Below are 26,964 nucleotides of genomic sequence, written 5' to 3'. Positions count from 1 at the left end.
TCGACAATAGTCTAGTGATGATGGCAAAGAGGTCACACCCGTTCCCATACCGAACACGGAAGTTAAGCTCTTTAGCGCCGATGGTAGTTGGGGGCTTCCCCCTGTGAGAGTAGGACGTCGCTAGGCAATCTAAAGTCTGAGAATTATTTCTCAGGCTTTTTTATTTTTTTAGGCTGTCTTATACAACCGTTGTATAAGACAGCCTTTTATCTTCATTCAGCAAGTTTTTTCTGTACGAAAGCGAAGCACAGCACAATAAAATCTAAAATTCAAGAGCGTTTCGAAGATTATTTAAATAAGATTGGCTAACGGGTAGTTCACTTCCATCCTTTAGAGTGACAATAAAATTGGAAGTAAGATCACGAGCCATTTTTTTTATGAAGTGAATATTAACAATATAAGATCTATGAATGCGAATAAAAGATGACGGTAGACGCATTTGAAGTTCTTTTAGTGTAGTACTAGTTTTAAATTGTTCTCCCTCCACATAAAACCACGTTTTTTTCTGCAGGCTTTCAATATGAGAAATTTTTTCAATGGCAACAGGATTCCATTCCTCTTCTTGCTTTCCTGTTAAAAATTGAAAGGGCTCTAATTTCTTTTCGGTAAAGGTTGAAGGTAATACTACAATAAGTGCTGCAGGCACATCTAAAATGCTAATAGGGTAACCTATCCCATAATATGGTGTTTCGAATAAGGAATTATCTAAAACGGCGTCTGTTCGTTGCCTTGTGGATAGTACTTGTTCTGCTATGCTACCGGATTGTACTTGTTGGCCTATTTCTAAGTTAATGTTTTGATGTCCAGAATGAAAATAAATATAAGAGTTTTCAGCGGCAATTGCAATGGATGAATTGACTGGAACCCAGTCCTTTAGCATTGAAATAAACTGTTGTGAAATATCTTTTGGCAAAGAATTAAACTCATTAATCATTGTGAATATCCCCCTTGTTTGTAAACAGTTTACCAAATTCCATCGCCAAAAAAAGCGGTTTCATCTTTAAAATTTGGTATTTTATCTAAAAATAATGAAAATTCAGAAGTTCTGTTATATATTAATTTACAACAAATAAACCTGTTATGGAACAGTAGATTAAAAGTTTTTTAACAGAGTATATTGTCTACAAAGGGGAAGGTGGAATTTCAATATGTCAACACGTCAAGAAAAAATTCAAGCATTAGAAAAACAATGGGCAGAGAACCCTCGTTGGGCAGGTATTGAACGTGCATATTCAGCTGAAGAGGTTGTTAAGTTACAAGGCTCTGTTGTACTTGAACAAACTTTAGCAACTAAAGGTGCGGCTCGACTTTGGAACTCTTTACAAGAAGAACCGTTCATTAATGCATTAGGTGCATTAACTGGTAATCAAGCTGTACAACAAGTGAAAGCCGGATTAAAAGCAATCTATTTATCAGGCTGGCAAGTTGCTGCTGATGCTAACCTTTCTGGTCAAATGTACCCTGACCAATCCTTATATCCAGCAAACTCTGTACCAGCAGTAGTAAAGCGTATTAACCAAGCTTTACAACGTGCAGATCAAATCGATCATGCTGAAGGACGTGTAGATCAATTTGATTGGTTCGCTCCAATCGTGGCAGATGCTGAGGCTGGCTTCGGTGGTCCACTAAACGTATTTGAGCTTGTAAAAGGTATGATTGAAGCTGGAGCTGCTGGTGTTCACTTAGAAGACCAATTAGCTTCTGAGAAAAAATGTGGTCACTTAGGCGGTAAAGTTTTACTACCAACACAAAATGCTGTTCGTAACTTAATTGCTGCTCGTCTTGCAACAGACGTAATGGGTGTTGATACAATATTAATCGCTCGTACAGATGCTGATGCTGCTGATATGGTAACATCTGATATTGATCCACGTGATGCTGAGTTTATTACTGGTGAACGTACTCCAGAAGGCTTCTTCCGTACAAAACCAGGCATCAAACAAGCGATTGCTCGTGGGTTAGCTTACGCGCCATATGCAGATTTAATTTGGTGTGAAACTTCTAAACCATCTCTTGAGGAAGCTCGTGAATTTGCGGCAGCTATTCATGCTGAATTCCCTGGTAAATTGCTAGCATACAACTGCTCACCTTCATTCAACTGGAAAGCAAATTTATCAGAAGAAGAAATCGCAGAATATCAACGCGAGTTAGGTAAATTGGGATACAAATTCCAATTCGTAACATTAGCTGGTTTCCACGCATTAAACCACTCTATGTTCGAGCTTGCGCATGATTATAAAGATAATGGTATGGCTGCATACTCTAAGTTACAACAAGCTGAGTTTGCATCAGAATCAAAAGGCTACACAGCTACTCGCCACCAACGTGAAGTAGGTACTGGTTACTTTGATGACGTATCTCAAGTTATCTCCGGTGGTACTTCTTCTACAACAGCGATGGCTGGCTCTACTGAAACAGAACAATTCGTATAAGTTTCATAAAGTACGTGTATTCCTAAATTCATAATCATAGATTAGTCTCCCCCGCTCCTCCTAAAGCGGGGGAAGACTACTGAAAATCGCAAAGGTGGGGGAAATAACTGATGGAACAAGCAACAACAGGTAAGCTTAAAATTATTGGGGAACAAAATGAGCAAACAAAAGAAATTTTAACACCAGAAGCCCTTGAGTTTGTTCTTGCCCTGCACGAAAAATTTGATGCTCGTCGAAAAGAGCTGTTAGAGGCTCGTCAAGAACGCCAAAAGCGTCTTGATGCAGGTGAGAAACTCGACTTCTTGCCAGAGACAAAGCATATCCGTGAGGGAGATTGGACAATTGCACCACTTCCAGCAGATTTGCAAGACCGTCGTGTAGAAATTACAGGACCTGTTGACCGTAAAATGGTTATTAATGCTTTAAACTCCGGTGCAAAAATGTTTATGGCTTGCTTTGAGGATGCATCTGCTCCGACATGGGAAAACATGATTGGTGGCCAAACAAATATGCGTGATGCTATTAATAAGACAATTGAATTTACACAGGCATCTAATGGTAAAACGTATAAATTAAACGAAAATACAGCTGTGTTATTAGTGCGTCCACGTGGTCTTCATTTACTTGAAAAGCATGTACTAGTAGATGGCGAACCGATCTCTGGTAGCTTCTTTGATTTTGGGCTGTATTTATTCCATAATGCTAAAAATGCATTGGCACAAGGTACAGGACCATATTTCTACTTGCCGAAGCTTGAAAGCCATTTGGAGGCTCGCCTATGGAATGATATCTTTGTGTTTGCACAAGATTATATCGGAATTCCACAAGGAACAATTAAGGCTACTGTATTAATCGAAACAATTTTAGCTGCATTTGAAATGGATGAAATTTTATATGAACTGCGAGAACATTCAGCTGGTCTGAATTGTGGACGCTGGGATTACATTTTCAGCTATATCAAGCGTCTGCGTAATCAACCTGATGTAATTTTACCGGACCGTGGACAAGTAACAATGACTGTACCATTCATGAAGGCATATACGTCTTTATGTATTCAAACATGTCATAAACGTAATGCTCCTGCGATGGGCGGTATGGCAGCACAAATTCCTGTTAAAGGGGATGACGATGCGAATGTTGTAGCGTTTGCAAAGGTTGCCGAAGATAAACGTCGTGAGGCAACAGATGGTCATGATGGAACATGGGTAGCACATCCGGGTATGGTTGCAACGGCCATGGAACAGTTTGATGCCATTATGACGACACCAAACCAAATCGATAAAAAACGTGAGGATGTAAATGTTACAGCGGAAGATTTAGTAGCTGTTCCAGAAGGTACCATTACACTTGAAGGTCTTCGTATGAACTGTAGCGTAGGGGTTCAGTACATTGCTTCTTGGCTACGAGGCAACGGAGCTGCACCGATTAACAATTTAATGGAGGATGCTGCAACTGCAGAAATCTCTCGTACACAAGTATGGCAATGGATTCGTCATCCAAAAGGTATCTTGGATGATGGCCGTGGCATTACATTGGCCTTTGTACTATCTATCTTGGAGGAAGAGCTTGTGAAAATTAAAGAGGCTGTTGGGGAACAAGCCTATAACGGTGGCCGTTATGAAGAAGCTGCAGAGCTGTTTAAATCTTTAATTGAACAAGACGAATTTGCGGAATTCTTGACGCTTCCAGGTTACGAAAAATTAGCTTAACTCGCTTTAAGCATAATTGATTTGAGATACGAAACTACTAAATGAACATATCCAACTTTCCTAAATTGTTGTGGACTAAACTCGAATGGAGTCCACTGTATTCCACTTATGTAACGAGCGGGGTCTGTTCCCCCGTTCCTTACTGAAAATTGAACACGGTTACAAAAAAGGGGTCATGAATAAAGGGATTTAAAAGGGTAAAGGATGTCTTACGAGCTTAGATGGGGAGCTTGTAAGGCATTTTTTTATCTTCTAAACATTGTAAGGGGATGTCTCGAATTAATCATGAGACATCTCTTTTTTTGATTGTTCAATTGGTCTCATTTTTATGCACAAAGAATAATTATTTTGTTATATTAGCTATATAACAATTTTGGAGATGATAGTAATGTTTATTCAAATAGAGCCACAATCTGATGTACCAATTTATCAACAGGTAACGCAACAAATTATGGAAGGTATTGCACGAGGGGAAATGAAACCAGGAAATACTTTGCCATCTGTACGTAATTTAGCGGCTGATCTGGGTGTCAATATGCACACGGTTAATAAAAGCTATCATGAGTTAGAGGAGAAGGGGATCATTACTATTAGAGCTAAATCAGGTGCTATTATTCGTTCAACAGAGGAGCGAGTGTTAACTCCTGAACAATTACAGCAAATTGAAAAAAGCTTAAAGCCAATTGTGGTTGAAGGAATGGTGCTCGGGGCAACTTCTGATCAAATCGAGCACATGATGAAAAAGGTATTTTCTGATTTGCAAATACCTGCAGAAGGGGTGTAGTACATGCTACTTGGCGTTTTTTCAACCGTCTACATCATTACACTAGCTCTACAATTATTCATTCCGTTTATAGTACGAGAAACAATCGCTTTTGGCGTTACAGTACCCGAACAAAATGTAAAACATCCCGCATTACGTAATATGAAAAAGCATTACGCTCAAATTGTTGGAATTTCTGGCGTCATGTTTTTAATAATGATGATTGTTAGCTATTATTACCTTGCACTATCTGAGTTTTTGCAAGGTAGCTTTCTGATTGGATGCTTGTTTGCGATGCTTACAGTTAGTATGACATTATATTGGATATACCACCAAAGAGTTTTAAAGCTTAAAAGAGAAGAGCAATGGGGCTTAAATATAAAACAAGTTCGTACTGTTGATGTAACGGCACGTAGTCGTGATGAAATGCTTCCATGGCCATTTTACGTAGTCCCTTTTGGTGTTACGGTGTTTCTCATTATCTTTACATTCCTCCATTATGACCAAATACCAGATGACATTGCTGTACACTGGGGACCAAGTGGTGAAGCGGATTCTTGGAGAAAGAAAACATATTTTACTGCGGTTTCAATGCCGCTTGTTATGCTGATGATGCAATGCATGATGTGGGGAATTGTAGATTCCATAAAGCGTTCTGCAATCAAGTTGGCCGTTAATCGTAAGGAAGAATCATTGGAAGATCAGTTGAAAAGCCGAAAGTATATGAGTTGGAACATTATGTTGTTAAGCTATGCCCTTACTATATTATTTACAGTATTACAGTTAAGCAATATCTATCCTTCAATGACTTCAGGAAATAGGCTATTACCGATATTTATTTTATTTTTATGCCTTGTTATTGGCTCTGTCCTTATTTACGCGTGGAAAAAACGCAAGTTGAGGGTGACATATGAAGATAATGTAGTTGCAGAAGTAATGGATGTTGATGAGGATCGCTATTGGAAGGGTGGATTATTTTATGTGAATCGTCAAGATCCTTCCGTTTTTGTAGAGAAACGTTTTGGGGTCGGTTGGACGATGAACTTTGCAAATCCACGAGGCTATATCGTAATTGGCTTGCCGTTACTTATATTGCTGTTGATTTCTTTCTTTTCGTTATAATATAAATGCGAAAGAAGTTAAAAATTCGCTACACTCCCGCGAGACAGCGATCATTGCATTTGTAGATCGTCCACACGGAATGGAGCGGATTTTTTGTTAAAGTAGTGTACCGGAAACAAGTCGGATGGGGGGAAGCTTGAATGAAAATTCTCGTTGTAGATGATGATGTACATATTTTACAGCTAGTAAATATTTATCTGACAAAAGAGGGCTATCAGGTGATACAAGCGGAAAACGGACAACAGGCACTTCAACTACTTGAGGGAAACTTGCCTGATTTGGCTGTTGTAGATGTCATGATGCCAGGTATGGATGGTTTTACATTAACTAAGAAATTGAGCCAGGACTACGATATTCCTGTACTGTTATTAACAGCAAAAGGCGAGCTTGAGGACAAGGAACGAGGTTTTTTGGCAGGCTCAGATGACTATGTTGTAAAGCCGTTTGAACCTAAAGAATTGCTGTTTCGCATAGGAGCGATATTGCGTAGATTAGATAAGAAAAATCAGATAAGCATCCAGGTGGGCCGGCTAGTTATTGATCGTCGTAGCTTTGAGGTGGTCATTGGGGAAGATACACTTGTTCTGCCTTTAAAGGAGTTTGAACTATTGGCTTTATTAGCTTCCCGACCGAATCAGGTGTTTACACGTAGTTTTATTATGGAGCAAGTGTGGGGCTATGACTATGATGGAGATGAGCAGACTTTAAATACGCATGTGAAGCGGATTCGTGAGCGGCTGCATCGTTATGAAACAGGTGTTGAGATTACGACGGTGCGTGGTGTTGGCTATAAGATAGAGGTTATTGCATGATGAAAACGTTATATAGTAAATTTGTTGTCACGACGATGCTCGTTATGATCGGCAGCTTGTGTATCGGCTTCTTAGCGACAAATATTTATTATCATCAAGTTGTAAAGGAAAAAAACGATGCGAAAAACGTGAAGATTGCGCAAGATATTGCGAAATACATTGAGTCGTCAAAGCCTAGCGATTTAGAAAATTATTTAACAACTCTTGGGGAAATAGGTTATCAGATTTATGTAACAACCGGTGACGAAGGACATTTTTTCGGCGGTAAGTATCGTGATAAAGCACTACCGCCCAAAACAGTCGAGCAGGTTTTAAATGGGGGAATTTATCATGGTATGCGTGATTTTCCTAAAGAGACTTTTGTGACAGGCTTTTTTGCGAATGAGTTAATAAATACGATAGGTGTGCCATTTACTTATGAAAATAAGCAGTATGCATTGTTCATTAGACCTGATATTCGCTTGTTGTTTTCTGAGGTTCATACGATACTTGGTGGACTTATTCTAGCGATGACAGTACTTAGTCTGTTGGCAATGCTACTTTTTGCTAAGGCACTAATTCGACCTATTACACAACTTACCGAGGCAACACATCAGCTTGCACATGAGAAATTCGATACGCTACTAGATATAGAGCGAGCTGATGAAATTGGACAATTAGCAGATAGTTTTAATGTCATGACAGAAAAATTACAGGAAAATGATCGAATACGTAAAGAGTTTATTAGTAATGTGTCCCATGATTTTCAGTCGCCGTTGTTGAATATTCAAGGCTATGTAGATTTACTAAAGAATCCGTCACTTACCGACAAGGAGAGGCAGGAATATACAACGATTATTGAACTAGAAACGAAGCGTCTGTCGACATTAACTAAGCAATTACTTTTACTAACATCACTCGATCAATCTACAAGGTTGTTAAAGCGTGAGCCTTATCGATTAGATGAGCAATTAAAGGAAACCGTAAGAAAATACCGCTGGCAGCTTGAAGACGCAAATGTACAATTATCGTATCAGCTTGAACCAGTAACATGTAATGGTGATGCTGGGCTATTGCAAAATGTTTGGGATAATTTATTGACGAACGCTATTAAATATAATGTCGAAGGTGGAGAAATTCATATTCACTTGCAAGAATTCTCAACCTCAATTGAAGTACTTATTAAGGACAGTGGCATAGGATTGACTGCTGAACAATTACAAAAGGCATTTGATCGTTTTTATCGAGTAGATGAGTCCAGAACAAAGCAAGGTACTGGGCTTGGACTAGCCATCGTGAAGCAAATTGCTGAGCTACATGGGGGAACGGTTCATATGGAAAGTGTTATGAATTCCGGCACAAAGGTCCGTGTTCACTTACCAAAATTGTAATGAGGAGTTCATGTAAAGTTCATGTTCACGAGATAAACTGCTGACTAAGTTGAAAAAACTTAGGGGGAGTTATTGTATGGAACTAAAATGGAGTATACGCCTTATTCGTCTTGCTGCGATTTTTGGCTTATTGGGAACGTATCTAGGCTCACATATTTCTGCCTCAGGTAGTTATGAATATAGACCGATACATGCACATATTTTGCTCGTAGGTTGGTTAAGTATGTTTGCATGGGGCATTTTCTATCGAGCTTTTAAAGTGAAATCGCAAAAATTAGTAACAGCACATTGTTGGACGGCTATTCTCGGAGTTTTTGGTTTAACACTAGGCATGTGGTTCTACAATATAAATCCATTTCATTTTAGCAGTACATTTACATTAATTTTCTTTATCATAGGTGGGACAACGCTATTAATTAGCTTTGCTTTATTTATCGTTGTAACATTTATGGTGAATCTAAAAGAAGAAATGAAAAGCTAAAAAATACCGTGTCACTGTCTTTATGAGGTGGCACGGTATTTTTTTGGAAGAACGGCTTTAATTGGCCTATTACAAAAGGTTTGATATGATATTTTTTTGAAACATATGCCATACGGAAATCAACCCTACTTTATGGTGATGGGTTCTTTTACTTTATATTTTCAAGAGACTTCTTAAGCCATTTTGTTGCCTCGGTATAGTCTTGAGCGACACCATGTCCTTTTTTGTAAAGCATACCGAGCTGGAATTGTGCTTTTTGATGCCCTTGATTGGCAGCAAGTCGATACAGCTGGGCGGCTTTCGCAAAATCCTTTGGTACCCCTTGTCCATGACTGTGCATTTGAGCTAATTGATATTGTGCTTTGGCATGCCCCTGAGCGGCAGCTTGTTCAATCCATTTTGCTGCCTCTGTATAATCCTGTGCGACACCTTTTCCCTTATCAAATAAATTACCGAGCTGATATTGAGCACCTGAATGCCCTTGGATGGCAGCTAGTCGATAGCAGCGCCTTGCCTCTTCTAAGTCCTGCTCGATCCCCAATCCATGCTCATATAATAACCCTAATTGATATTCAGCCTGAATATGGGACTGATCAGTAGCGGCTCTCCACCATTTCACTGCTTCATCATAATTCAAGTTAGCTTCATATAATAATCCGAGCTCGTACTGAGCATCCGCATACCCCTTTTCAGCGGCAGCTTTGAAGTAAGGGAGCGCTTTTTCTGGTTGCTGAAGTTGGTATACGTAAATACGTCCAAGCTCAAATCCTGCACTTATATGTCCAGTGTTAGTGGCTAACTGTAACCATTTTTCAGCTAAAGATATATCGTTTTCTTTGACATAGAGTACACCGAGGCAGTATTGAGCATTTAAGTGTCCTTTATGTGCAGCGAGCTTAAACCATTTTATAGCCTCTATACGATCCTGAGGAATACCTTGACCAGTGTTATATAGCATTGCCAATTGAAATTCCGCATTAGTATGGTCTTGAAGTGCAGCTAAATGGAACCATTGCGCAGCTTCTTCAAAATTTTGTGAGATACCACGACCTTTAAGGTACATATAGCCAAGATTATACTGAGAACTTGCATCACCAGCTAATGCGGCCATTTCAAAATAGGCTATAGCTTCCTCATAGCTTTGCTCAACGCCAGTTCCGTTGTGATAAAGGAATCCAAGGTTATTTTGAGCACTTGTATTCCCTTGATTGGCTGCTAGCATGTACCATTTTGCTGCCTCTGCAAAGTTTTGTGGCGTACCAAGTCCCTGATTGTATAAAACTCCTAGATTGTACTGTGCATCTGCGTTTTCTAAATCCGCAGCAGCTTTATAATAGCGAGTGGCTTCTTCATAGTCTTGTACAACACCATGTCCTAAATGATAAAGCACGCCTAAGCTATAAAGTGCATTTGCATCATTTTGAGCAGCGGCACGTTCATACCACATTTTTGCAACTGCATAGTCTTTCTTAACACCACGACCTTGATTATAAAGAGCACCTAAATTATATTGAGCACTTGCATTCCCTTGTTTTGCCGCAAGCTCAAACCAGTTTGCGGCATTTTTATAGGCCTCAGTTGATTGATTATCTTGAAGAAGCATATTTACATCAAAAACTGAAGTTATATTTTCAAAACTAGGGGCTAAGCGAATCATCTTTGCCTTTACGCTAAGGTCATAGCGTTTAATAAACCATTCTACAATATCACTTATATAATCAAGAACAATCTTTGCGACCTTTGCTTCCACAATTTCACTACTATTACTAGAAGTCATTTTGTTTACAAGATTCATTAGTAAATAAATGCGACGTGGATGGATTTTTGCAACAAAGCTACGATTATTGAGTAATGACCGAATGTTTTTTAGCTTTGGTTCTGAATCCATTTCTAGTTTATAAAGTTCATATAAAATTTCCTCCAGTACAAGGAGTGATTTTTGTAAAGATAGAGCTGGCTTTGACGTGGCGAGAGAGCTAGCATCCTGTAAATTTTTAGCCAATTTAATGAAGGACAAAGCTTTTAGTTTCTTACATTGATCTTGGAGAATATCATATTGAATGACGATAGCACTCACCTCTTTCATAAAAGTCCTCTTTTTTCATATATCGGGAAAATACCGTTATTGTTGAATTGTCCTCGTTACATGATACTATGTTTTATAAGGAGACTCGTCGAGGTTTAAAGTAGCGATTAAAAAGTACATCTGTCAAAGTTTCATGTTATCCGGGGGATAGAGATGATGAAAAATATTGCAGCAATTATACCAGCCTATAATCCACAACAGTCACTTATAACCTATGTCCATCAATTATTAGCCACCACCATTAGCCAAATTATTATTGTCAATGATGGTAGCGATCAAAAATATGCATATGTATTTGAAGAGCTAAAAAAGATTGATTGCTGTCGAGTACTAGAGCATGACCACAATATTGGTAAGGGAGGCGCACTAAAAACAGCCTTTGCTTATGTAAGGTCGCAAAGAAGCATGTTTCAAGGTGTCATTACAGTAGGTGCTCATGGGCAACATACTTTACAAGATGTAAAGCTCGTTTTAACGATGACAAAGGTATTTTCTGAAGGAATTGTGTTAGGAGTACGTAACTTCCATTCGGCGGACAGTAACCTTTTATCCTACTGGGGTAATCGTGCAACAAGTTTGTTTTTTGAAATCCTTTACCATAGAAGATTAGTGGATACCCAAACAGGTTTGCGGTTTATTTCTATAAAGGAACTACCGTGGCTGATGAAAGTAAAAGGTGAACGATATGACTACGACACAAATATGCTAGTCGCTGCGCTTAAAAGAAAGTGTCCAATTTTTGAGGTGGAGATAGGTCAGTTACGAATAAAGAAAAATACAGTGATACAGTATGATGAAATAACAAATGCAGGGTCAATTATTGCTACCATGCTTATGAATTATTTAAAACCAAGGGAAAAATAGCTACATGTTAAATTTTGTAATAGGATAATAATTACTCAAGAGCGTAGCGAGTATAGAAAGAAGGAGCAATGATGATGGAATATTCAGATCAAGTGAAAAATCGTGTAAAGCGCATGGAAGGCCAGCTACGTGGGATCTTAAAAATGATGGAAGAAGAAAAGGACTGTAAGGCAGTCATTACTCAATTATCGGCTGTACGTTCAGCAGTAGATCGTACAGTTGGTGTCATTGTTAGCACGAATCTTTTAGAATGTGTACAAAATGCTGAAGGCGATGGCGAGAAAATGAATGAAGTTATTCAAGAGGCAGTTAATTTAGTAGTAAAAAGTCGTTAACATAAAGAGAAGCCAACTCGATAGAAAATGGCTTAGAAAACTCACTAAAAATAGGTGAGTTTTTATTTTTGTACAAAAATATAGTTTAATTCGATACTTATTTTTTATTAAAGGGAGTTTATACCTATGCGGTGTTTATTGGTTATACAGTTAAAAGTCACAGTTAGTGAACTTGTCCGATAGATTCGCAGTCACTTTCTCTGTTATTCTAATTACAAGAATATAACAAATGGGAAGGTGATTTATTGTGAAAAAATGGTTGATAGGCGGAGCAGCATTGCTGATGTTAAGTCCAACAGCAGCTTATGCTCAACAGGCAGACGCTCGTTCAGTAAATACTTCCCCGGTGAGTGCTTATCATGTAGTAGCTAGTACTAACGTAACGACTTGGGATCAATTCACAACAGAAATCGTAAAGCAATTAAATAATTTCGCTCCCGAAATTAACATTACATATAGTGGACCAATGACAGATTTCAAAAAGAATTTTATGGAGTCCTTTAAAAAAGCACAGGAGCAAGCGGTCTATGCGGGTGGTCATATGGAAAGTACCAATATTTCTGCAGACTCAACAGGCAATGTAACGTTTAAAGTGAAGTATTTGACAAACCAAACGCAAGAAGCGGCGGTGCAAAAAAAGGTTGATCAATTATTAAAAGCGATTATTAAGCCTTCGATGACAGAGTTCGAAAAAGTAAAAGCGATTAATGATTATATCGTGTCAAATGCTACATATGGTACAAAAACAAAGGCTAGTCCCCATAGTGCTTATGCATTGTTAATGGAAGGACAAGCTGTGTGTCAGGGTTATGCGTTAGCAGCTTATAAAATGTTGGATCAAGCTGGATTCGATGCAAAGTATGTTGTTGGTACTGTTAATGGTAACGTGGCACATGCATGGAATTTAGTAAAGGTTGATGGTCAGTGGTATCATTTAGATACAACATGGAACGATCCATTACCAAATCGTTTCGGGGCTTCCTCGTACGATTATTTTTTAGTAACAGATACACAACTAAAGAAAGATCATAAATGGATAGCATCAAATTATCCAGCTGCAACAAGTACAAAATATAACTATATGCTAAATGTTCATTTTGCATATCAGGATAAAAATACGCTATACTTTAGTAATACAGCCGATAAAGATAAATTGTATAAGCTTGATCTAGCAAGTGGTAAGAAAACAAAGGTCATTGATAAACGTGCCTTGTATATTACTGGAGCAGATGACTTTTTATATTTCAGTGATTACAGTAACAGCGGTTACTTAACGAAATTAAATCTAAAAACATTAAAAACTGAAGTGCTCGTGAAACAAGCAGTTACAGATTTAAGAATTAATGATAATTTTTTAGTTTATAATGTTAAGGGAAATGAACAGAAACTTAAAATTAAATAAGAATATCCTTATCTATTGATAAAATGAAAGCACAAAAGGGCCTCCAACTGAGTTCTTTGTGCTTTTTTTGTATATAATGAATACAGGAAACCGGTTGGAGGTGAGGATTTTGTGGAAAAAGTTAGCCATGATCGTAATAATCATTATTTTTATTGACCCCATTTATACGGCTGGTAAGGCAGTTGTACAACAAGTAATAACTTGGGCCAATAATGATGAGATAGAAACGATGCTTCTTTCAACAAAGGAAAAAATCATAGACGTTACTGCTAAACTTTCAGAGAATACCTCCATTGAAACGGCCACACCACCTATAGAAGACAAACCAGAAGAAGGAGTAGCCGTTACAGCTCCTGCAGTCAAAAAACCTGAAGCAAAGTTAGTTGTAACAAATGCAAAGGAAATGGCTGATGCGATGTATGCGTACTACAGTAGTTTTTCACCTACGTTTGAGATTCAATATAAAGGCAATACACAACGAATTGAACAGGTAGTGGAAGAAGCTTATGAAAATGCTATTAAAAGAGATGATTATGTATACGGCCATATTAGTAAACACTCAATTCGTTTTGAATATGGAGGAAGAACAGCCAAAGTATTTGGGGAGCAAAGTTATTTAATGACACCAGAGCAGTCCGGATATGTTGAAATGAATGTTCAAGAGGTCGTAGCTTCTATTGATAAACAATCATTAAGTGATATAGAAAAGGTTAGGGCTGTCAATGATTATATCGTTGCCAATACCGCGTATACGGATCAAACGAATTCAAGTCCACATAGTGCTTACACAGTGCTTGCGGAACATGGTGGCGTTTGTCAGGGCTATGCATTGCTGGCTCATTCGATGTTACAAAAACTAGGTATAGAAACAAAATATATAGTAGGCTATGTCGGACAGGAAGGACATGCTTGGAATTTAGTAAAGCTGAATGGACAATGGTACCACCTCGATACTACATGGAATGATCCAGTACCTGATCGTAAAGGGGCAGTGCGTTATCAGTATTTTTTAGTGGATGATCGAACGATGGCAAAAGACCATACGTGGATTGCTGAAGACTACCCGAAAGCAACTAGTACAAAGTATAACTACTTTCACAATGTAGATTTCGCTGCAAAGGTAGGGCAACAAATATTTTATAGTAATGTTTCTGATAATAATAAATTGTACGTGCTTGATTTAGAAACAGGTAAATCGAAACGCGTTTCCAATTCACGCGCACAGTACGTTGTTTATGCGGATGGTTGGCTATATTTTAGTAATTATTCACAAGGAGCGTATTTAACGAAGATTCGTCCGGATGGAAGCGGAGAACAAATATTAAATCGGGAAGAAACGAAGGATTTATTTGTGAAGGACAACTATTTATATTTCACGACAAATGAACTGAAAAAAATGGCGCTTTAACGTGATCAACGAAAACGATTAATTTGCCAAAAATAAAGAGCCTATAACTTTGAGGTTAAATAAAGAATGACTCTTCTGCAAAACGAGAGGTTGATTTCCGTTCCGACCGGTCGCTTTGTTGCTACCGCTTCGCTTTCGCACAGAGCAAAGCTTCCTGGGGGCGTCCGATGAGCCGCTTCACTCGCGTTGCTCGCTCCAGGGTCTCGGGCCAACACGATGTTGGTCACGAAGGCGTTATCACAGGATGTGATGCTTTTAGCCTTCGTTCCTCTATTGCTAATCCCCAAGGAGTCGCCCAGTTCTCCACTCCAATCAACCACTCCACATAGAGTGTATCATCGGGTATGTCACTCATATATTTTTAGACACCTTGATTTCATTGAACATAATAGTTTTCAACAACATGAAGAGCCTATGACATTACAGATTGTCATAGGCCTTTTTTGTTCGTTCTATAAGATAATGGATTGGTGGATGCTGACACAGAGAAACTTCAATTTGCGGATACATCGATTTCATTTCCTGAGAAAAAGTTTTAAAAATTAATGGATTATGCTTAATGGCACCACCATTACAATAAAGGCTAAAAGCGTCGCCTTGATAGTCGATTTTTTTCAACACAGCACATGCAAGGAGCGCTAGTTCATGGGCTGCGCGCATTGATATTTGGATGGCGCATGGATCCTTTTTGTCCACGGCATCTGCTAAAAATGCCCCCATTTTTGCAAGCTGCGCGTTCGTGTAAGATGGGTGAAACAGCCATGTAGCTAGCTCTGTAACATCTTGGATCCGTAAGTGATTATAGACAGCACTTTTTAATAGAGTCGGCTCACCGCGCCCGTCTTCCATGTGGAAAATGGCGCGTATTACTTCTTGCCCTAGCCAATAGCCACTGCCTTCATCTCCAGCACGATGCCCCCAGCCACCTACACGTACTATTTGTGTACCGGTAAATGCGTAAGCGATAGCTCCTGTTCCAGCGATGAGTAACGCGCCTGCCTGTCCAGCAGTAACGCCAAGTAAAGTGGCTTGCGCATCATTTTCTATAATAAGCGTATCTATTTTAAGCTGTAATGCTGATAAGGCGTTATGAATGATTGCTGATACGATTTCATGATCTTTGGGAGAATCAATCCCAGCCATTGCAAAGGTAGCTACAGCAATAGTGGAGTCAGCTTGCTTTTGCAAAAAGTCCTGCACATTTGCTAATAACGCTTGCACTATTTCTGTAGCAGATTCAGCACCGATTGCTTGATAATTCGAGCCACTTGTTGATGTTGTATAGATTATTTCACCAGACTCGGCATGTACGAGCGCACATGCCGTTTTTGTAGCACCACCGTCAATAATAAGTAGCCATCCCATCATTGATTCCATCCCTCGATAAAGACTGTTAATTGTTTCTCTGCCTCAATGATTTTAGACTCCTTCAAACGGACCCACTCATTAAGGTTATGAGAATTTGCCTTGGAGCGCTCAAGAGATTCTTTCATCGTTACGGGCGCTGGACCCCCAAGTAATGTACGTACAGCAACGAAAGTTTCTGGTTTTAATGTGTTATAAAAATCTTCTTCAGAAATTTTTAATGGCTTACCAGTAATCAATTTGGATTGTGTGTTTGCTAGCCCCCATGTAAGGCTTGCTAGAGATTCCTCGCCATGAGAGAGCAAGACCTTAATACATTTACTAACAATACTATGTGCTTGGCGGAAGGAAATCCCTTCAGAACGCACTAACGTATCGGCAAGCTCTGTTACATTGGCAAAGCTATTTTCAGCTCGATTTCTTAGTTTTTTCTTGTTCACATCCATCGTCACAACAAGCGAACCAAATAGTTCGTAAATACCTATTAAACGGTCGATGGCGCGCCATAAATATGGTTGCATATCATCTTCTGTGTCTACAATATCTCCAAAAGGTGTATTATGTACCATCTGTAATACTGTACTAGCGTCACCAACAACCGCTGATAACAATGAACGTGTATGCTCTATTGAAACAGGATTGCGTTTTTGTGGCATGATCGAGCTAACTTGTACGTACGGGCTCGCCAACGTAAATGCATTGAATTCCTGTGTAGCCCATAGTAGAAAATCCTGGGATGTACGGCCAAGATTAAGGGCCGCAAGCTGAACGATACTCGCTGCCTCTGCGATATAATCCGCACCAGCAACAGCATCCCACGCATTCTCGATAATATCATCGAAGGCCAATAACTCACGCATGCGCTCTCTATTAATATTGAAGCCAGTTGTCGTTAATGCTGCTGCTCCCATACTACTGCGATTCACCGTTTTGTAGACATGCTGTAAACGTTCAAAATCGCGTTCAAGTTGATCGATGACAGCCTTCAAATAATGAGCAAAAGTTGTTGGCTGTGCCTGCTGCGTATGTGTATAGCCAATCATAATCGTATCAACGTGCTCCTCAGCAGCAGCGATTAAATCATCCCGTAATGTCAATAATTCTCGCATAAGCAATAACAATTTTTTTCTTAAAGTCATTCGATAGATGGCAATGCCCATATCATTACGACTTCTCCCAATGTGAAGATTTCCAGCAACATCGCCAGCTAGCTCTATTAATTTATTTTCGATGCGGAAAAACAAATCCTCATATAGTGGGCTGTAATCCTCTATACGATAATAGTTCAAATCTAGTTTCTTTAGAGCGATTCCGATTTCTTTAGCTTCTTCTTTTTTTACTAGTCCCTGTTCTTCTAACATTTTTAAGTGTGCAATATTGATTTGTAGAATAATTGTTAAAAAGTTTTTCTTGGCTTCATCGTAAGCTGGCTGTAAGACAATTTTACGATAAATATTAGAAGGGAAGATCATCCCATCTTCTTGCTGTGTTTTGTTGCGAAAATCTTCAAACATATGAATTGCCTCCTATTAGATTAGCAGTTATATGGCCGAACCAGCACTGCCTTTAGATAACTTCTCAGAAATAATAAGCACAATTAAAATTAAACAAATTTGTAAGACGCCATATGCACAAGCAGTTCCAAATTTAAACGAATATAGTTTTTGGAAGATCGCCACTGATAATGGGATGGTCGACGTACTGTAAATAAGAATGGACGCAACGAATTCGCCAAAGCTTTGAACAAGTGCTAGTAACGTACCTGCCAAAATGCCTGTAAATGTAAGGGGAAGTACAATACGTCTAAATGAATACCACCATGTTGCACCTAAACTCCGTGACGCTTCTTCGATAGATTGATCTAATTGAACAAGTGATGCCGATGTCGATCGGAAAACAAGAGGTAAATGCCTAATAAAATAAGCTAACGGCAAGATCCAGAACGTCCCGACAAGAACTTGATTAAAGGCGAATATATTTTCTGTACTAAAGGCTGCAATCAAATTGACAGCTACAACCGTTCCTGGCAATGCCCAAGGAACCATAATTAAAATATCAAGTAATGTTTTACCTTTAAAGTTTAAGCGAACCATTGCATAGGCTGCTGCAACACCGAAAAGGATGTTACCGAATGTTGCAACAATCCCCATTTGAATGGAGTTCCAAATCGGTCGCCACGTCCGTTCATCTGTAAAAAGTGCTTGATAATGATCTAATGTATAGTCTGTTGGGAGAATTTGCGTTTTCCATGCACCATCAACGGAAAATGAAATTAAAATAAGCACTAAAATCGGCAAAATTAAAATTAATGTTCCTATGAAAGATGCAATAGTCGCTATAATTTTCATGCCTCTTGAAGACACTTCAGAACGGTGAACACTAATCCCTTTACTGAGGTTTTGATAATTTCGACGGTTTTGATACCAGCGCATCACAATTAAAAAGGTAATGGATACAAAGGATAAAATCATAGATTGTGTCGCTGCCATATCTAAATTCCCATTCGTACGAGATAAATAGATTTGCATGGTCATTGTACGTTCGACACCGAACATTAAAGGTGCAGTGTAGGATGCCATAGATATCATAAAGACGAGTAAGGAGGAGGCAACAATCGAAGGTGTTAACATGGGCAAAATAACCTTTGTCCATACCCGAATACGCCCGGCACCTAAACTAGTAGCGGCTTCTTCTAAAGCTGGATCAAGACCTTTTATAGCTGCTGAGGCGGTTAAGTAGAAGTAAGTGTACATAGTGAATGTATGTACTACGATAACCCCCCATATCCCTTTTAATGAAAAGGGTACTTGCTCTAAACCAAATAGGTGTTGAAACGCACGTGGGAAAATACCACTGTCTCCATACAAAAAAGTAAAGGACAGTACACCTACTAACGGAGGAAGAGCCATAGGTACCAATACTAAAACAGAGAGTATCCGTCTACCTGGGAAATTATAGCGTTCCAGAAGAAATGCCATAGTTACACCGACGATCGCACAACAAATAACACTGATAGCGGATATATATATACTAGTCCACAATGCCTCTATATTTGCTGGGCTAGTTATATTAAAGAAATTTTTATAATTAGAGAGTGCATCATCACCTGAAAAGCTCTCTTTAAACGTTTGATAGAACGGGTATACCACATAGGCAAACAACACTAAAAATAAAGGTGCCACTAAAATATAGACAAACCAGTTCGAGCTAGTTAGACGTGTCCATGCATTTCCTTCAGAAGAACTGTCGTGTGTTTTTTCCATGTTAGTACCCTCCTATTCTCCTAAAAAATACAGTGAATCTTGGGCTATAGTTAGAGTAATTTCTTCACCAATTTTTTTGAATTGACCATTCATATTAATAATCATTACTTTTAGTGAAAAATCTAGACATTCTACAATGTAGTTCACACTAATTCCTGTAAATTCAACAAAAGTGATTTTACCTGTTAATGTGTTTTCACCAGTACCTTCATGAATAGATTCAGGACGAATAGAAATAAACACTTTGTATCCAATCATATGCGTTAAAGCGGGGGAGCTTTGTTGTTTTCGCCCAATGAGAACAAGTCCACTTGCCGTTTTTACTTGTATATCGTTACCGTTAATAGCATCGATTGTCGCCTCAATTAAGTTCGTCTCACCAATAAAATCTGCTACGAAGCGGTTTGAAGGTCGATTATAAATTTCTAGTGGTGTACCGATTTGTCTGACGTGCCCATTCTCCATGACCATTATCCGATCTGACATAGACATAGCTTCCATTTGATCATGCGTAACATAGATGGTTGTAACACCGAGCTCGGATTGAATACGTTTTATTTCTACGCGGGTTTCTTCGCGTAGTTTAGCATCTAAATTCGACAAGGGCTCGTCTAATAATAAAATATCAGGCTCTATGACAAGCGCCCTTGCTAATGCAACTCGTTGCTGCTGCCCACCAGATAATTCATTAATTTTCCGATTACCATATTGCGATAAATGGACAAGCCCTCTAATACGGTCAACTTTTTGCTTAATCTCTCCCTTTGAAAATTTCCGTACTTGTAATCCAAAAGCGATATTTTCGTCTACCGTCATATGTGGAAAGAGGGCATAATTTTGAAACACCATACCAATATTCCGTTTATTAGGTTGAAGCCTTGTCACATCAAAATCATCAAAAAGAATTTTTCCTTCCGTTGGGTAATAAAATCCGGCTATCATCCTTAGTGTTGTCGTTTTCCCACAACCACTTGGACCGAGGAAGGTAAAAAATTCACCAGATTTAATATGAAGATCTAAATCTTTTACGCCGTGAATGTGACCGAATTTCTTAGAGACATTTTCTATTTTCACACTTTTCAACTGAAATGCTCCTTTCTCGTTAGAAAATTAGTTGCATGAAGCCTCGAGCAAAATATACTCGAGGCTTATAAATATGAACAATATTAATAGATGTCTTATGATATCAAAAGGCTCATCACCATAACGTGGGGTTGATTTCCGTTCCGACTAGGCGCTTTCCTAGGGGCGTCCGATGAGCCGCTTCGCTTCGCTGTAGGGTCTCATCTGTGACGCTGATCCCCAAGGAGTCGCCAAGTCTCCACTCCAATCAACTTATATAAAAAGCAGACATTTTCAAATGTCATTCCTAATTATTTTTGTGAAGGGCCTGTCAGCAACATAGGACAGGTTCACAACTTTTTAGTCCTCAATCATTTTTTTCCTCGGCCTTTAATATTGTTATCCCAATGCTCCATCCATTCAGCTTCTTTCTCAGTCATGAGCTTCCAATCTATATCAAAAGTTTTTAAATCTAATTCTTTATACCACTCAGGCATTGCCTCTTTATCGATATCTGAGCGAGTAGGGATTTGATAGTAATCGTTGGCTAGTTGAGTCACCATTCCTTTTTCAAATATGAATTCTGTGAAGAGCTTTGCATTCTCTAAGTTTTTCGCATTGTTCACAACACCAACACCATCAACTAAAATCGGTGCACCACTCTTCGGATAAATGTAATCGAACGGATAATCAGTCGTATATTTCTTTAATAAAATATCTTGCAAATTCCATAAAGAAACGCTGCCTTCTTGTCGTGTCATCTTTAAATAAAGTGCATTTGGATCTTGTGTATATTCCTTCGTGTTAGCATCTAATTTTAATAACCAATCGTAGCCCTTCTCAGGTGAATCTGCGCCTTGACGTAAAATCATAGATGAGTAAATAGTGCGCATCGTCCCAGATGCTAATACACCCCGAATTAAAATTTTATCCTTCCACTTTGGATCTAATAATTCATCCCAATCCTGTGGACCCGTTTCTTTCTTTAATACATCACTGTTAATCATAATAACTTCGGGTAGTAACATTTCACCAAACCAACGACCATCTGCATCTTTATAAGCCGCATCAATAGAGTCGCTAAAGCTAGGCTTCCAGGCCTGAAGTAAACCTTCATCGGCGCCGACAGTTAGTGCAGATTGCGTACCGCCCCACCAAAAATCAGCCTGAGGATTAGCCTTTTCACCACGTAGGCGTTCTAAAATTTGCTGTGCGCCCATCGTTAAAAATTCCACTTCAATGTCCGGGTACTTTTCATTAAATTGATCGATTACCTTTTGCACCATTTCTTCATCGCGCCCTGTATAGATCACAAGCTTACCAGATGGTGTTGTCGCCACATCGGTCTTTTTAGAATCGGACGCTTTGTTACTATCTGTTGCATCTTTTGTAGCAGTCTTGTTATCACTACTACAAGCAGCTAAGGAAACAACCATCAGCACAAGTAAAAAGCCGAAGATACGTATTTTCTGCATAAACTTCCCCCTCCCTAATAATGAAAAACTTACATATAGCAGTATAATCCGGAGACCTTGCATTAATGTTAGAATAGTTAAAAAATTATAATTGGATTCATCATAGCTAAATAAATACTAGAGAGCAATGGCTTTAAAGTAGCCAGTAGTCTTGGTTTTTGGGACTTTGAGAATAGATTATCAAAATATGTTCAAAAGTGAACAAAGACTGATTTTGGTGTTTTTGAAATACTTGTTAGAAATTAAAACAAGGAAATCTATAAAGTTTAATTTATATACGTCTAAATATTGCATTAAAGGAGTTTTATAATGATTTAAAGATCGTTTCATGGGATTTTAGCAGACACAGTTTTGTTCGTTCGAATTTAGATAATTATCAAAATTTTCTCAAAAGTATACAAATGTTGATTTTGATTATTCTGAAATTGGTGCTACGATTTGAAACAAGGACATCTATAAAATTTATTATATATATATATGTCCTAATCATCTCAGTAGAAGAATTACCTACAGATGGGGGAGGTATTGACTTGGATGCATTAATAGCCCAAGAGGAAACTGGTTCTTTCCTAATTGATGATACAAATAATAATAACCTAGAGCAGCTGTAAAAGCTGGAGGTGGTACATGGAACGTAATCTGGGGATTGGATCGTCATTCCTCGGAGTACAACCATCCTTCAAAAGTACATATGTCAGCCGCAGGTAATTGGAATACAAACGTAAAAGTGAATGGGAAGCAACAGGTAACTTAGCATATGCGTGGGTTAAAACTTCACTTTGGGGTAATACAGCAAATTGGAATGTTATATAAATATTAAACAAACACAATGTATAGGGATTTTTCCTATACGTTGTGTTTATTGAAAGGATATATTCATGAAAAAAATAATATATCTATTTTTAACTATCGTAATAATTACATCAAATTTATTCAGTTATTCGCTATTTTCGAATCATATAGTAGTTGATTTTTTATATAAAAGAAATCAAATTGTTATGATTGACTATAATTATGCCAAAATAAATTTCGATGAAACTAAATTCACTGAACATTTAGTCGAATTTTCAAAGAAAAATAATATTAATATTTCTCAATATAATTTTATAAACGACAATTCTTTAAATATTTACTCTACGAACGTTTTAGGAGATTCTTATATCAACTTAAAATCTGGAGAATTTCCGACTGGAAAACGTTTTATCGCTAATTACTTGAAAGAAAATGAAAAAAAACAATCAGGTATGTTCTACTTTCCAGTAACTAATTGGGAATTTTATATATATGACTTTAAACAAATAAAAAATGTAGGATTTAAAGATGAATTTTATTTGAGTAGTGTAGATAAAGAACTCCTTCATTCTTTTACTAAAGAATTTTCCTCTTACGGTAAGGTACAGATTAAACAAGAAAATATAAGTAGTTTATTATTAACAAATATTTCTTTATTAATGATTGTTATTTTTTCTTTTGTTATTTATATAATAGGAATATTTTATTTTTTAATCCGACAACGAAAAACTTTACTTTTGTATTCTCTATGGGGGTATTCAAAAGCGAAAATTGTACGTTCTTTTTTCAGCCCCTTTTTATGGTTCTTGTCCGTTATATTCACATTATTCTTAATAGGAATAATTATAATTTCTGTAACTTTTAAAAAAGTATATTTTTTAAAAGATTTTCTCCCACTGTTCATACTAGTGAATATTTTACTTTCGATGATTCTTCTATTTGTTACATTACTAGGTGTTTTATTAATTATTAAATTTAATTATCATCAAAGTGTTAAAGGTGCTTTACCATTTCGTAAAATTCAGTGGATGTCGATTATTTTAAAAACGGTAGTATCCATTGCTCTTTTTAGTATGATTAGCTTTTCTTTTATGAAATATAATAATTTAACCAATAAAATTAATAGTTTAAGTTACTGGGATGACACTCAAAATGTATTTCGTATTCAAGTAGGTGTGCTAAATAATGATATTTTTGATAATTTAAAACTCGATAGAGATTTAAATGATAGATTAAGCTTGTTTTATGAAAAAATCAAAAAAAATAACCAGGCCTTTCTCATAGAAGCCGAAAAATTTAGTGTTATTAATTATAAAGATGGAAAACCTATATATAGCTATATGTTAGGTATTAAAAATACAAATGATCTTTATACCCCTCAGGGCAGACGTATTGTTATAGATGAAAATTATCTCAAAGTCAACCCAATTCAAAGTAGTAATGGTGTGTCGATTATTGAGCAGTTGCATGAGGATAAAAATACCTTGAATGTGTTAGTGCCTGAACATTTAAATGTTATCGAAGAGCATATTGTTAATTCGTATCGAGAATGGTTTTATTTCCAAAGCGTTGAAATTGTCAATATGTATAATAAGGAACTCGCTCAACCATTAATTGAAAAGAAAATAGACGATTTAAAAATTAATATAATCTATACAAAAAAAGGACAAGAATATTTTACATTTAGTAATTATAGAGGAAACCAAAAAAATAGAGTGATAGATCCTATTGCTGTGTTATACACTGATAGTTTAGATACTTCTACCATAGGTGCGTATGCGACACATTCATTATTTTTCTTAGATAATTCGAATGGAAATGCCTATGAAAATATTTCTTCATCGTTAGAAGAAGCAAACGTTAAAGAAATAAATAACGTAGTATCTGTTTATGACGAAGCAAGTGATGAAATAATTGAACTAAAATGGGGATTATTTCAACAACTAATTGGTTTAATCATAGTTATTATATTTTCATTTATACTTTTTGTTGCATATATTTGGTCTTACTATAATGCACATCTTTATCAATTAACCCTGAAATATTTGTTCGGTTATTCTTATTGGAAACGAAATAAAACGATTATTCTAATAGCTAGTCTCTCTAATATTTTCGCAGCTGCACTGGTGTTTTATTTCTTCAAAAGTACTAATGTTATATTGTTGCTTTTAGGAACTTTATTTTTAGAACTTCTATTCTTTAATGTATTTATCAAATTTTCGAACGAGAAAAATACAAACAAAGTAGTAAAAGGGGATTAAGTATCTAATGATTGAACTCAAAAATATAAGTAAAAGTTTTTCGGGGAAAGCTATACTGACAAATTTTTCATTGAACATTAATAAAGGAGAATTTGTATCTATTATGGGGGAAAGTGGTGCAGGTAAAACGACTGTTTTAAATATGATTGGCCTATTAGATAAGCCTGAAAAAGGTACTGTTTCTATAGACGGTCATTTAAATCCAAACCGTAAAGTTACTATGTATTTGCGAAGGTATAAATTCGGATATATATTTCAAAATTATGTGTTAATGAATAATGAAACAGTTAAAGATAACTTACTAATTTCAAAGGCATATAGTAACAATTTTAGTAATGAAATAACGATAAATAATTTAGAAAAAGTCGGCTTGGATGCTACATATTTAGAAAAGAAAGTTTATCAGTTAAGTGGTGGTGAACAACAGAGGATTGCTATAGCAAGAGTGATGTTAAAACCTTGCGAAATAATATTAGCAGATGAGCCAACAGGAAATCTTGATGACTTAAATAAAGAAGTTATTTTAAATTTATTTAAGCAATTAAAAGATTCAGGAAAAACTATTATTTGTGTAACTCATGATAAGGAAGTAGCTGAACGTTCAGACAGAATAATTCAAATAGAGCGGAGAGAATGAGATGATAAAAATTATTTCATTATCTGTAATCAATTGTGTATTAATACTATTAACTGTAGTTATACATAAAATTATTTATAGGGTAATGTTGTTGGGATATGAGAATCTAGTTACATATTGGGGTCTATTTATACTAGTTTTTTTCGTATTAAATTTGCTTGTAAATATAATGTTTTATAAAGAGAAAAATTTATAGATGTGGTAGTACTTCACATAAAAAGAGCTGGTAATTATTGCACTAGGTGATGAAAACGGTAATTTTAGACCTAACGAAAACTTAACACACACGCAAATTACGGAATTTATGTATAGAGCGCTCGGTTTATAAAAGTTAATAAAGAAATAAGGGAGGTGTATCAAAAAAATGATACATCTCCCTTTAAAATTTAGATTAAAGTATTTACTTACTATTAGGCTCTAAAGATTTATCCTTTTGTCGTCGCTGCGAAAGTATTGTCGGTAGCATCATACCTAGAATAACCAAAATAATACCCGCTATTTGTAAAAGAGTTAAAGGTTCATGTAAAACAATAACTGAAACAGTTACAGCCACGGGTAACTCGATAGCACTTAAAATAGAAGCAAGGGCTCCTCCTACTTTCGGGACAGCTATAGAGAATAAATAGATCGGCAAAATAATACCGAAGAGTCCTAATGCTAGTCCGAATTTCCATAAACCACCAGCGAATAATTTGCCGTTCCAAAGAACTTCAGGGTTTAGGAAAATACTAATAATGATAAGGGCGACAAAGGAAACAATCAACACGCGTGATGTAGTTGTAATACCCTCCACGTGGCGAGAGTTAAATTGGATAAAGCAAGCAAAAGTAAAGGCAGCAGCAAAACCTAGAAGCCAGCCTTGAATAGCGATACCGCTTAAATCTATATTTAGTACACCAGCCGCTAAAATAGTTCCAGCAAATAATACAATGATAGAAATCACTTCAGTCCGACTTGGTAAGCGTTTATGAAGTGCGCAATCTATTAATAAGCCGATCCACGTGAATTGGAAGAGCATGACTACTGCAAGAGATGCGGGAAGATACTTTAATGATTCCCCGTATACAATCCCTGTAGTACCGGTAAGTATCCCGGCGCACACTAAAATTAGCAGTCCCTTTTTAGAAAGCTTCGGTAATTGTCTTTGTGTCACTATAAAAATAGTTGCAACAAGCATAAAGCCAATAATATATTGACTTGATACTGCCTCTCCTGTTGTAAAGCCGTGCTGCATAGCTACTTTGACAATTGTCGATAGTATTCCGTAGCTACTAGAAGCAATGACAATCAATAGAGGATAAATTAAATTCTTTTTCATGTTTTTT

Annotated in this window: 22 protein-coding genes and 1 rRNA gene; 15 read left to right on the top strand and 8 right to left on the bottom strand. The window is 37.2% G+C overall.

Annotated elements, in window-relative coordinates; all coding sequences use genetic code 11:
• Positions 1-10 precede the first annotated feature (10 nt).
• Positions 11-126 (top strand): 5S ribosomal RNA (gene rrf / locus ACVYAD_RS19720).
• Positions 127-262: 136 nt separating this feature from the next.
• Here rrf and ACVYAD_RS19715 read toward each other — a convergent pair.
• Positions 263-934, bottom strand: a complete 672-nt coding sequence (locus ACVYAD_RS19715; protein WP_476427586.1) for a LytTR family DNA-binding domain-containing protein — start codon at positions 932-934, stop codon at positions 263-265.
• A gap of 214 nt (positions 935-1,148) precedes the next feature.
• On the opposite strand from ACVYAD_RS19715, the gene aceA reads away from it, so the two are divergent.
• The 7 genes from aceA (at position 1,149) to ACVYAD_RS19680 (ending at position 8,689) form a co-directional block, all read left to right on the top strand.
• Positions 1,149-2,432, top strand: coding sequence for an isocitrate lyase (gene aceA / locus ACVYAD_RS19710; RefSeq protein ID WP_349661523.1), 1,284 nt, complete (start codon positions 1,149-1,151; stop codon positions 2,430-2,432).
• A gap of 110 nt (positions 2,433-2,542) precedes the next feature.
• Positions 2,543-4,141 carry a malate synthase A gene (gene aceB, locus ACVYAD_RS19705; RefSeq protein ID WP_476427585.1) on the top strand — a complete coding sequence of 533 codons (1,599 nt, stop codon included), beginning with the start codon at positions 2,543-2,545 and terminating at the stop codon, positions 4,139-4,141.
• 388 nt (positions 4,142-4,529) lie between these two features.
• Positions 4,530-4,925 (top strand): GntR family transcriptional regulator, encoded by a 396-nt coding sequence (locus ACVYAD_RS19700; protein WP_476427584.1) that lies wholly within the window; start codon positions 4,530-4,532, stop codon positions 4,923-4,925.
• Between the two features lie 3 nt (positions 4,926-4,928).
• The gene (locus ACVYAD_RS19695) at positions 4,929-6,026 is read left to right on the top strand and encodes a DUF1648 domain-containing protein (protein ID WP_476427583.1); all 1,098 of its coding nucleotides are present in this window, start codon (positions 4,929-4,931) and stop codon (positions 6,024-6,026) included.
• A 140-nt stretch (positions 6,027-6,166) separates the two neighbouring features.
• Positions 6,167-6,838, top strand: coding sequence for a response regulator transcription factor (locus ACVYAD_RS19690; protein ID WP_349661519.1), 672 nt, complete (start codon positions 6,167-6,169; stop codon positions 6,836-6,838).
• A complete protein-coding gene (locus ACVYAD_RS19685) occupies positions 6,838-8,208 on the top strand; it encodes a sensor histidine kinase (RefSeq protein ID WP_349661526.1) in 1,371 nt (456 codons plus the stop codon). Before ACVYAD_RS19690 ends, ACVYAD_RS19685 begins: the two co-directional genes overlap by 1 nt.
• Positions 8,209-8,284: 76 nt before the next feature.
• Entirely contained in the window at positions 8,285-8,689 is a 405-nt protein-coding gene (locus ACVYAD_RS19680) for a hypothetical protein (protein ID WP_349661518.1), read from the top strand.
• 148 nt (positions 8,690-8,837) lie between these two features.
• Here the strand turns inward: ACVYAD_RS19680 and ACVYAD_RS19675 are convergent, their stop codons facing one another.
• A complete protein-coding gene (locus ACVYAD_RS19675) occupies positions 8,838-10,775 on the bottom strand; it encodes a tetratricopeptide repeat protein (RefSeq protein WP_476427582.1) in 1,938 nt (645 codons plus the stop codon).
• Between the two features lie 153 nt (positions 10,776-10,928).
• Here ACVYAD_RS19675 and ACVYAD_RS19670 point away from each other — a divergent pair, with 153 nt between their 5' ends.
• From ACVYAD_RS19670 to ACVYAD_RS19655, 4 genes are all read left to right on the top strand, one after another.
• On the top strand, positions 10,929-11,639 hold the full coding sequence (locus ACVYAD_RS19670) for a glycosyltransferase family 2 protein (protein WP_240518328.1): 711 nt from the start codon (positions 10,929-10,931) through the stop codon (positions 11,637-11,639).
• 74 nt (positions 11,640-11,713) lie between these two features.
• Positions 11,714-11,974 (top strand): metal-sensitive transcriptional regulator, encoded by a 261-nt coding sequence (locus ACVYAD_RS19665; protein WP_010857552.1) that lies wholly within the window; start codon positions 11,714-11,716, stop codon positions 11,972-11,974.
• Between the two features lie 247 nt (positions 11,975-12,221).
• Complete coding sequence (locus ACVYAD_RS19660; protein ID WP_476427581.1) at positions 12,222-13,376, top strand: transglutaminase domain-containing protein; 1,155 nt, start codon at positions 12,222-12,224, stop codon at positions 13,374-13,376.
• Between the two features lie 109 nt (positions 13,377-13,485).
• A complete protein-coding gene (locus tag ACVYAD_RS19655; protein WP_476427580.1) occupies positions 13,486-14,784 on the top strand; it encodes a transglutaminase domain-containing protein in 1,299 nt (432 codons plus the stop codon).
• A 420-nt stretch (positions 14,785-15,204) separates the two neighbouring features.
• On the opposite strand, the gene ACVYAD_RS19650 is transcribed toward ACVYAD_RS19655, so the two are convergent.
• From ACVYAD_RS19650 to ACVYAD_RS19630, 5 genes are all read right to left on the bottom strand, one after another.
• The gene (locus tag ACVYAD_RS19650; protein ID WP_476427579.1) at positions 15,205-16,152 is read right to left on the bottom strand and encodes an N-acetylglucosamine kinase; all 948 of its coding nucleotides are present in this window, start codon (positions 16,150-16,152) and stop codon (positions 15,205-15,207) included.
• The gene (argH, locus tag ACVYAD_RS19645; protein ID WP_349661512.1) at positions 16,149-17,663 is read right to left on the bottom strand and encodes an argininosuccinate lyase; all 1,515 of its coding nucleotides are present in this window, start codon (positions 17,661-17,663) and stop codon (positions 16,149-16,151) included. Before argH ends, ACVYAD_RS19650 begins: the two co-directional genes overlap by 4 nt.
• Before the next feature lie 27 nt (positions 17,664-17,690).
• Entirely contained in the window at positions 17,691-19,412 is a 1,722-nt protein-coding gene (locus tag ACVYAD_RS19640) for an ABC transporter permease (protein WP_476427578.1), read from the bottom strand.
• 12 nt (positions 19,413-19,424) lie between these two features.
• Entirely contained in the window at positions 19,425-20,495 is a 1,071-nt protein-coding gene (locus tag ACVYAD_RS19635; protein ID WP_476427577.1) for an ABC transporter ATP-binding protein, read from the bottom strand.
• Positions 20,496-20,845: 350 nt separating this feature from the next.
• Complete coding sequence (locus ACVYAD_RS19630; protein WP_476427576.1) at positions 20,846-21,949, bottom strand: extracellular solute-binding protein; 1,104 nt, start codon at positions 21,947-21,949, stop codon at positions 20,846-20,848.
• 878 nt (positions 21,950-22,827) lie between these two features.
• Between ACVYAD_RS19630 and ACVYAD_RS19625 the strand changes: the two genes are divergently transcribed.
• Genes ACVYAD_RS19625 through ACVYAD_RS19615 form a run of 3 tightly spaced genes read left to right on the top strand, consistent with a single transcriptional unit; the run spans position 22,828 to position 25,835 of the window.
• Entirely contained in the window at positions 22,828-25,002 is a 2,175-nt protein-coding gene (locus ACVYAD_RS19625) for a DUF1430 domain-containing protein (protein ID WP_476427575.1), read from the top strand.
• A 7-nt stretch (positions 25,003-25,009) separates the two neighbouring features.
• Positions 25,010-25,639: an ATP-binding cassette domain-containing protein gene (locus ACVYAD_RS19620; RefSeq protein ID WP_476427574.1), complete on the top strand. Its 630-nt coding sequence runs from the start codon at positions 25,010-25,012 to the stop codon at positions 25,637-25,639.
• A gap of 1 nt (position 25,640) precedes the next feature.
• Positions 25,641-25,835 carry a bacteriocin-like WGxF protein gene (locus ACVYAD_RS19615; RefSeq protein ID WP_476427573.1) on the top strand — a complete coding sequence of 65 codons (195 nt, stop codon included), beginning with the start codon at positions 25,641-25,643 and terminating at the stop codon, positions 25,833-25,835.
• Positions 25,836-26,039: 204 nt separating this feature from the next.
• Here ACVYAD_RS19615 and ACVYAD_RS19610 read toward each other — a convergent pair whose 3' ends face one another.
• Entirely contained in the window at positions 26,040-26,957 is a 918-nt protein-coding gene (locus tag ACVYAD_RS19610; RefSeq protein WP_476427572.1) for an EamA family transporter, read from the bottom strand.
• Positions 26,958-26,964: the final 7 nt, after the last annotated feature.

The organism is Lysinibacillus sp. G1-3 (assembly GCF_056322905.1).
The sequence above is the reverse complement of the archived record's forward strand: the minus strand, read 5'-3'. Positions and strand labels throughout refer to the sequence as shown.

What these genes read in the sequence shown, in the direction of transcription:
- ACVYAD_RS19615 (WP_476427573.1), top strand. Translation starts at nt 25,641, where the DNA reads ATGATAAAAATTATTTCATTATCTGTAATCAATTGTGTATTAATACTA.
- ACVYAD_RS19670 (WP_240518328.1), top strand. Translation starts at nt 10,929, where the DNA reads ATGATGAAAAATATTGCAGCAATTATACCAGCCTATAATCCACAACAG.
- ACVYAD_RS19700 (WP_476427584.1), top strand. Translation starts at nt 4,530, where the DNA reads ATGTTTATTCAAATAGAGCCACAATCTGATGTACCAATTTATCAACAG.
- ACVYAD_RS19715 (WP_476427586.1), bottom strand. Translation starts at nt 934, where the DNA reads ATGATTAATGAGTTTAATTCTTTGCCAAAAGATATTTCACAACAGTTT.
- aceA (WP_349661523.1), top strand. Translation starts at nt 1,149, where the DNA reads ATGTCAACACGTCAAGAAAAAATTCAAGCATTAGAAAAACAATGGGCA.
- ACVYAD_RS19685 (WP_349661526.1), top strand. Translation starts at nt 6,838, where the DNA reads ATGAAAACGTTATATAGTAAATTTGTTGTCACGACGATGCTCGTTATG.
- ACVYAD_RS19610 (WP_476427572.1), bottom strand. Translation starts at nt 26,957, where the DNA reads ATGAAAAAGAATTTAATTTATCCTCTATTGATTGTCATTGCTTCTAGT.
- ACVYAD_RS19620 (WP_476427574.1), top strand. Translation starts at nt 25,010, where the DNA reads ATGATTGAACTCAAAAATATAAGTAAAAGTTTTTCGGGGAAAGCTATA.
- ACVYAD_RS19695 (WP_476427583.1), top strand. Translation starts at nt 4,929, where the DNA reads ATGCTACTTGGCGTTTTTTCAACCGTCTACATCATTACACTAGCTCTA.
- ACVYAD_RS19625 (WP_476427575.1), top strand. Translation starts at nt 22,828, where the DNA reads ATGAAAAAAATAATATATCTATTTTTAACTATCGTAATAATTACATCA.
- argH (WP_349661512.1), bottom strand. Translation starts at nt 17,663, where the DNA reads ATGTTTGAAGATTTTCGCAACAAAACACAGCAAGAAGATGGGATGATC.
- aceB (WP_476427585.1), top strand. Translation starts at nt 2,543, where the DNA reads ATGGAACAAGCAACAACAGGTAAGCTTAAAATTATTGGGGAACAAAAT.
- ACVYAD_RS19675 (WP_476427582.1), bottom strand. Translation starts at nt 10,775, where the DNA reads ATGAAAGAGGTGAGTGCTATCGTCATTCAATATGATATTCTCCAAGAT.
- ACVYAD_RS19680 (WP_349661518.1), top strand. Translation starts at nt 8,285, where the DNA reads ATGGAACTAAAATGGAGTATACGCCTTATTCGTCTTGCTGCGATTTTT.
- ACVYAD_RS19630 (WP_476427576.1), bottom strand. Translation starts at nt 21,949, where the DNA reads ATGCAGAAAATACGTATCTTCGGCTTTTTACTTGTGCTGATGGTTGTT.
- ACVYAD_RS19665 (WP_010857552.1), top strand. Translation starts at nt 11,714, where the DNA reads ATGGAATATTCAGATCAAGTGAAAAATCGTGTAAAGCGCATGGAAGGC.
- ACVYAD_RS19690 (WP_349661519.1), top strand. Translation starts at nt 6,167, where the DNA reads ATGAAAATTCTCGTTGTAGATGATGATGTACATATTTTACAGCTAGTA.
- ACVYAD_RS19640 (WP_476427578.1), bottom strand. Translation starts at nt 19,412, where the DNA reads ATGGAAAAAACACACGACAGTTCTTCTGAAGGAAATGCATGGACACGT.
- ACVYAD_RS19650 (WP_476427579.1), bottom strand. Translation starts at nt 16,152, where the DNA reads ATGATGGGATGGCTACTTATTATTGACGGTGGTGCTACAAAAACGGCA.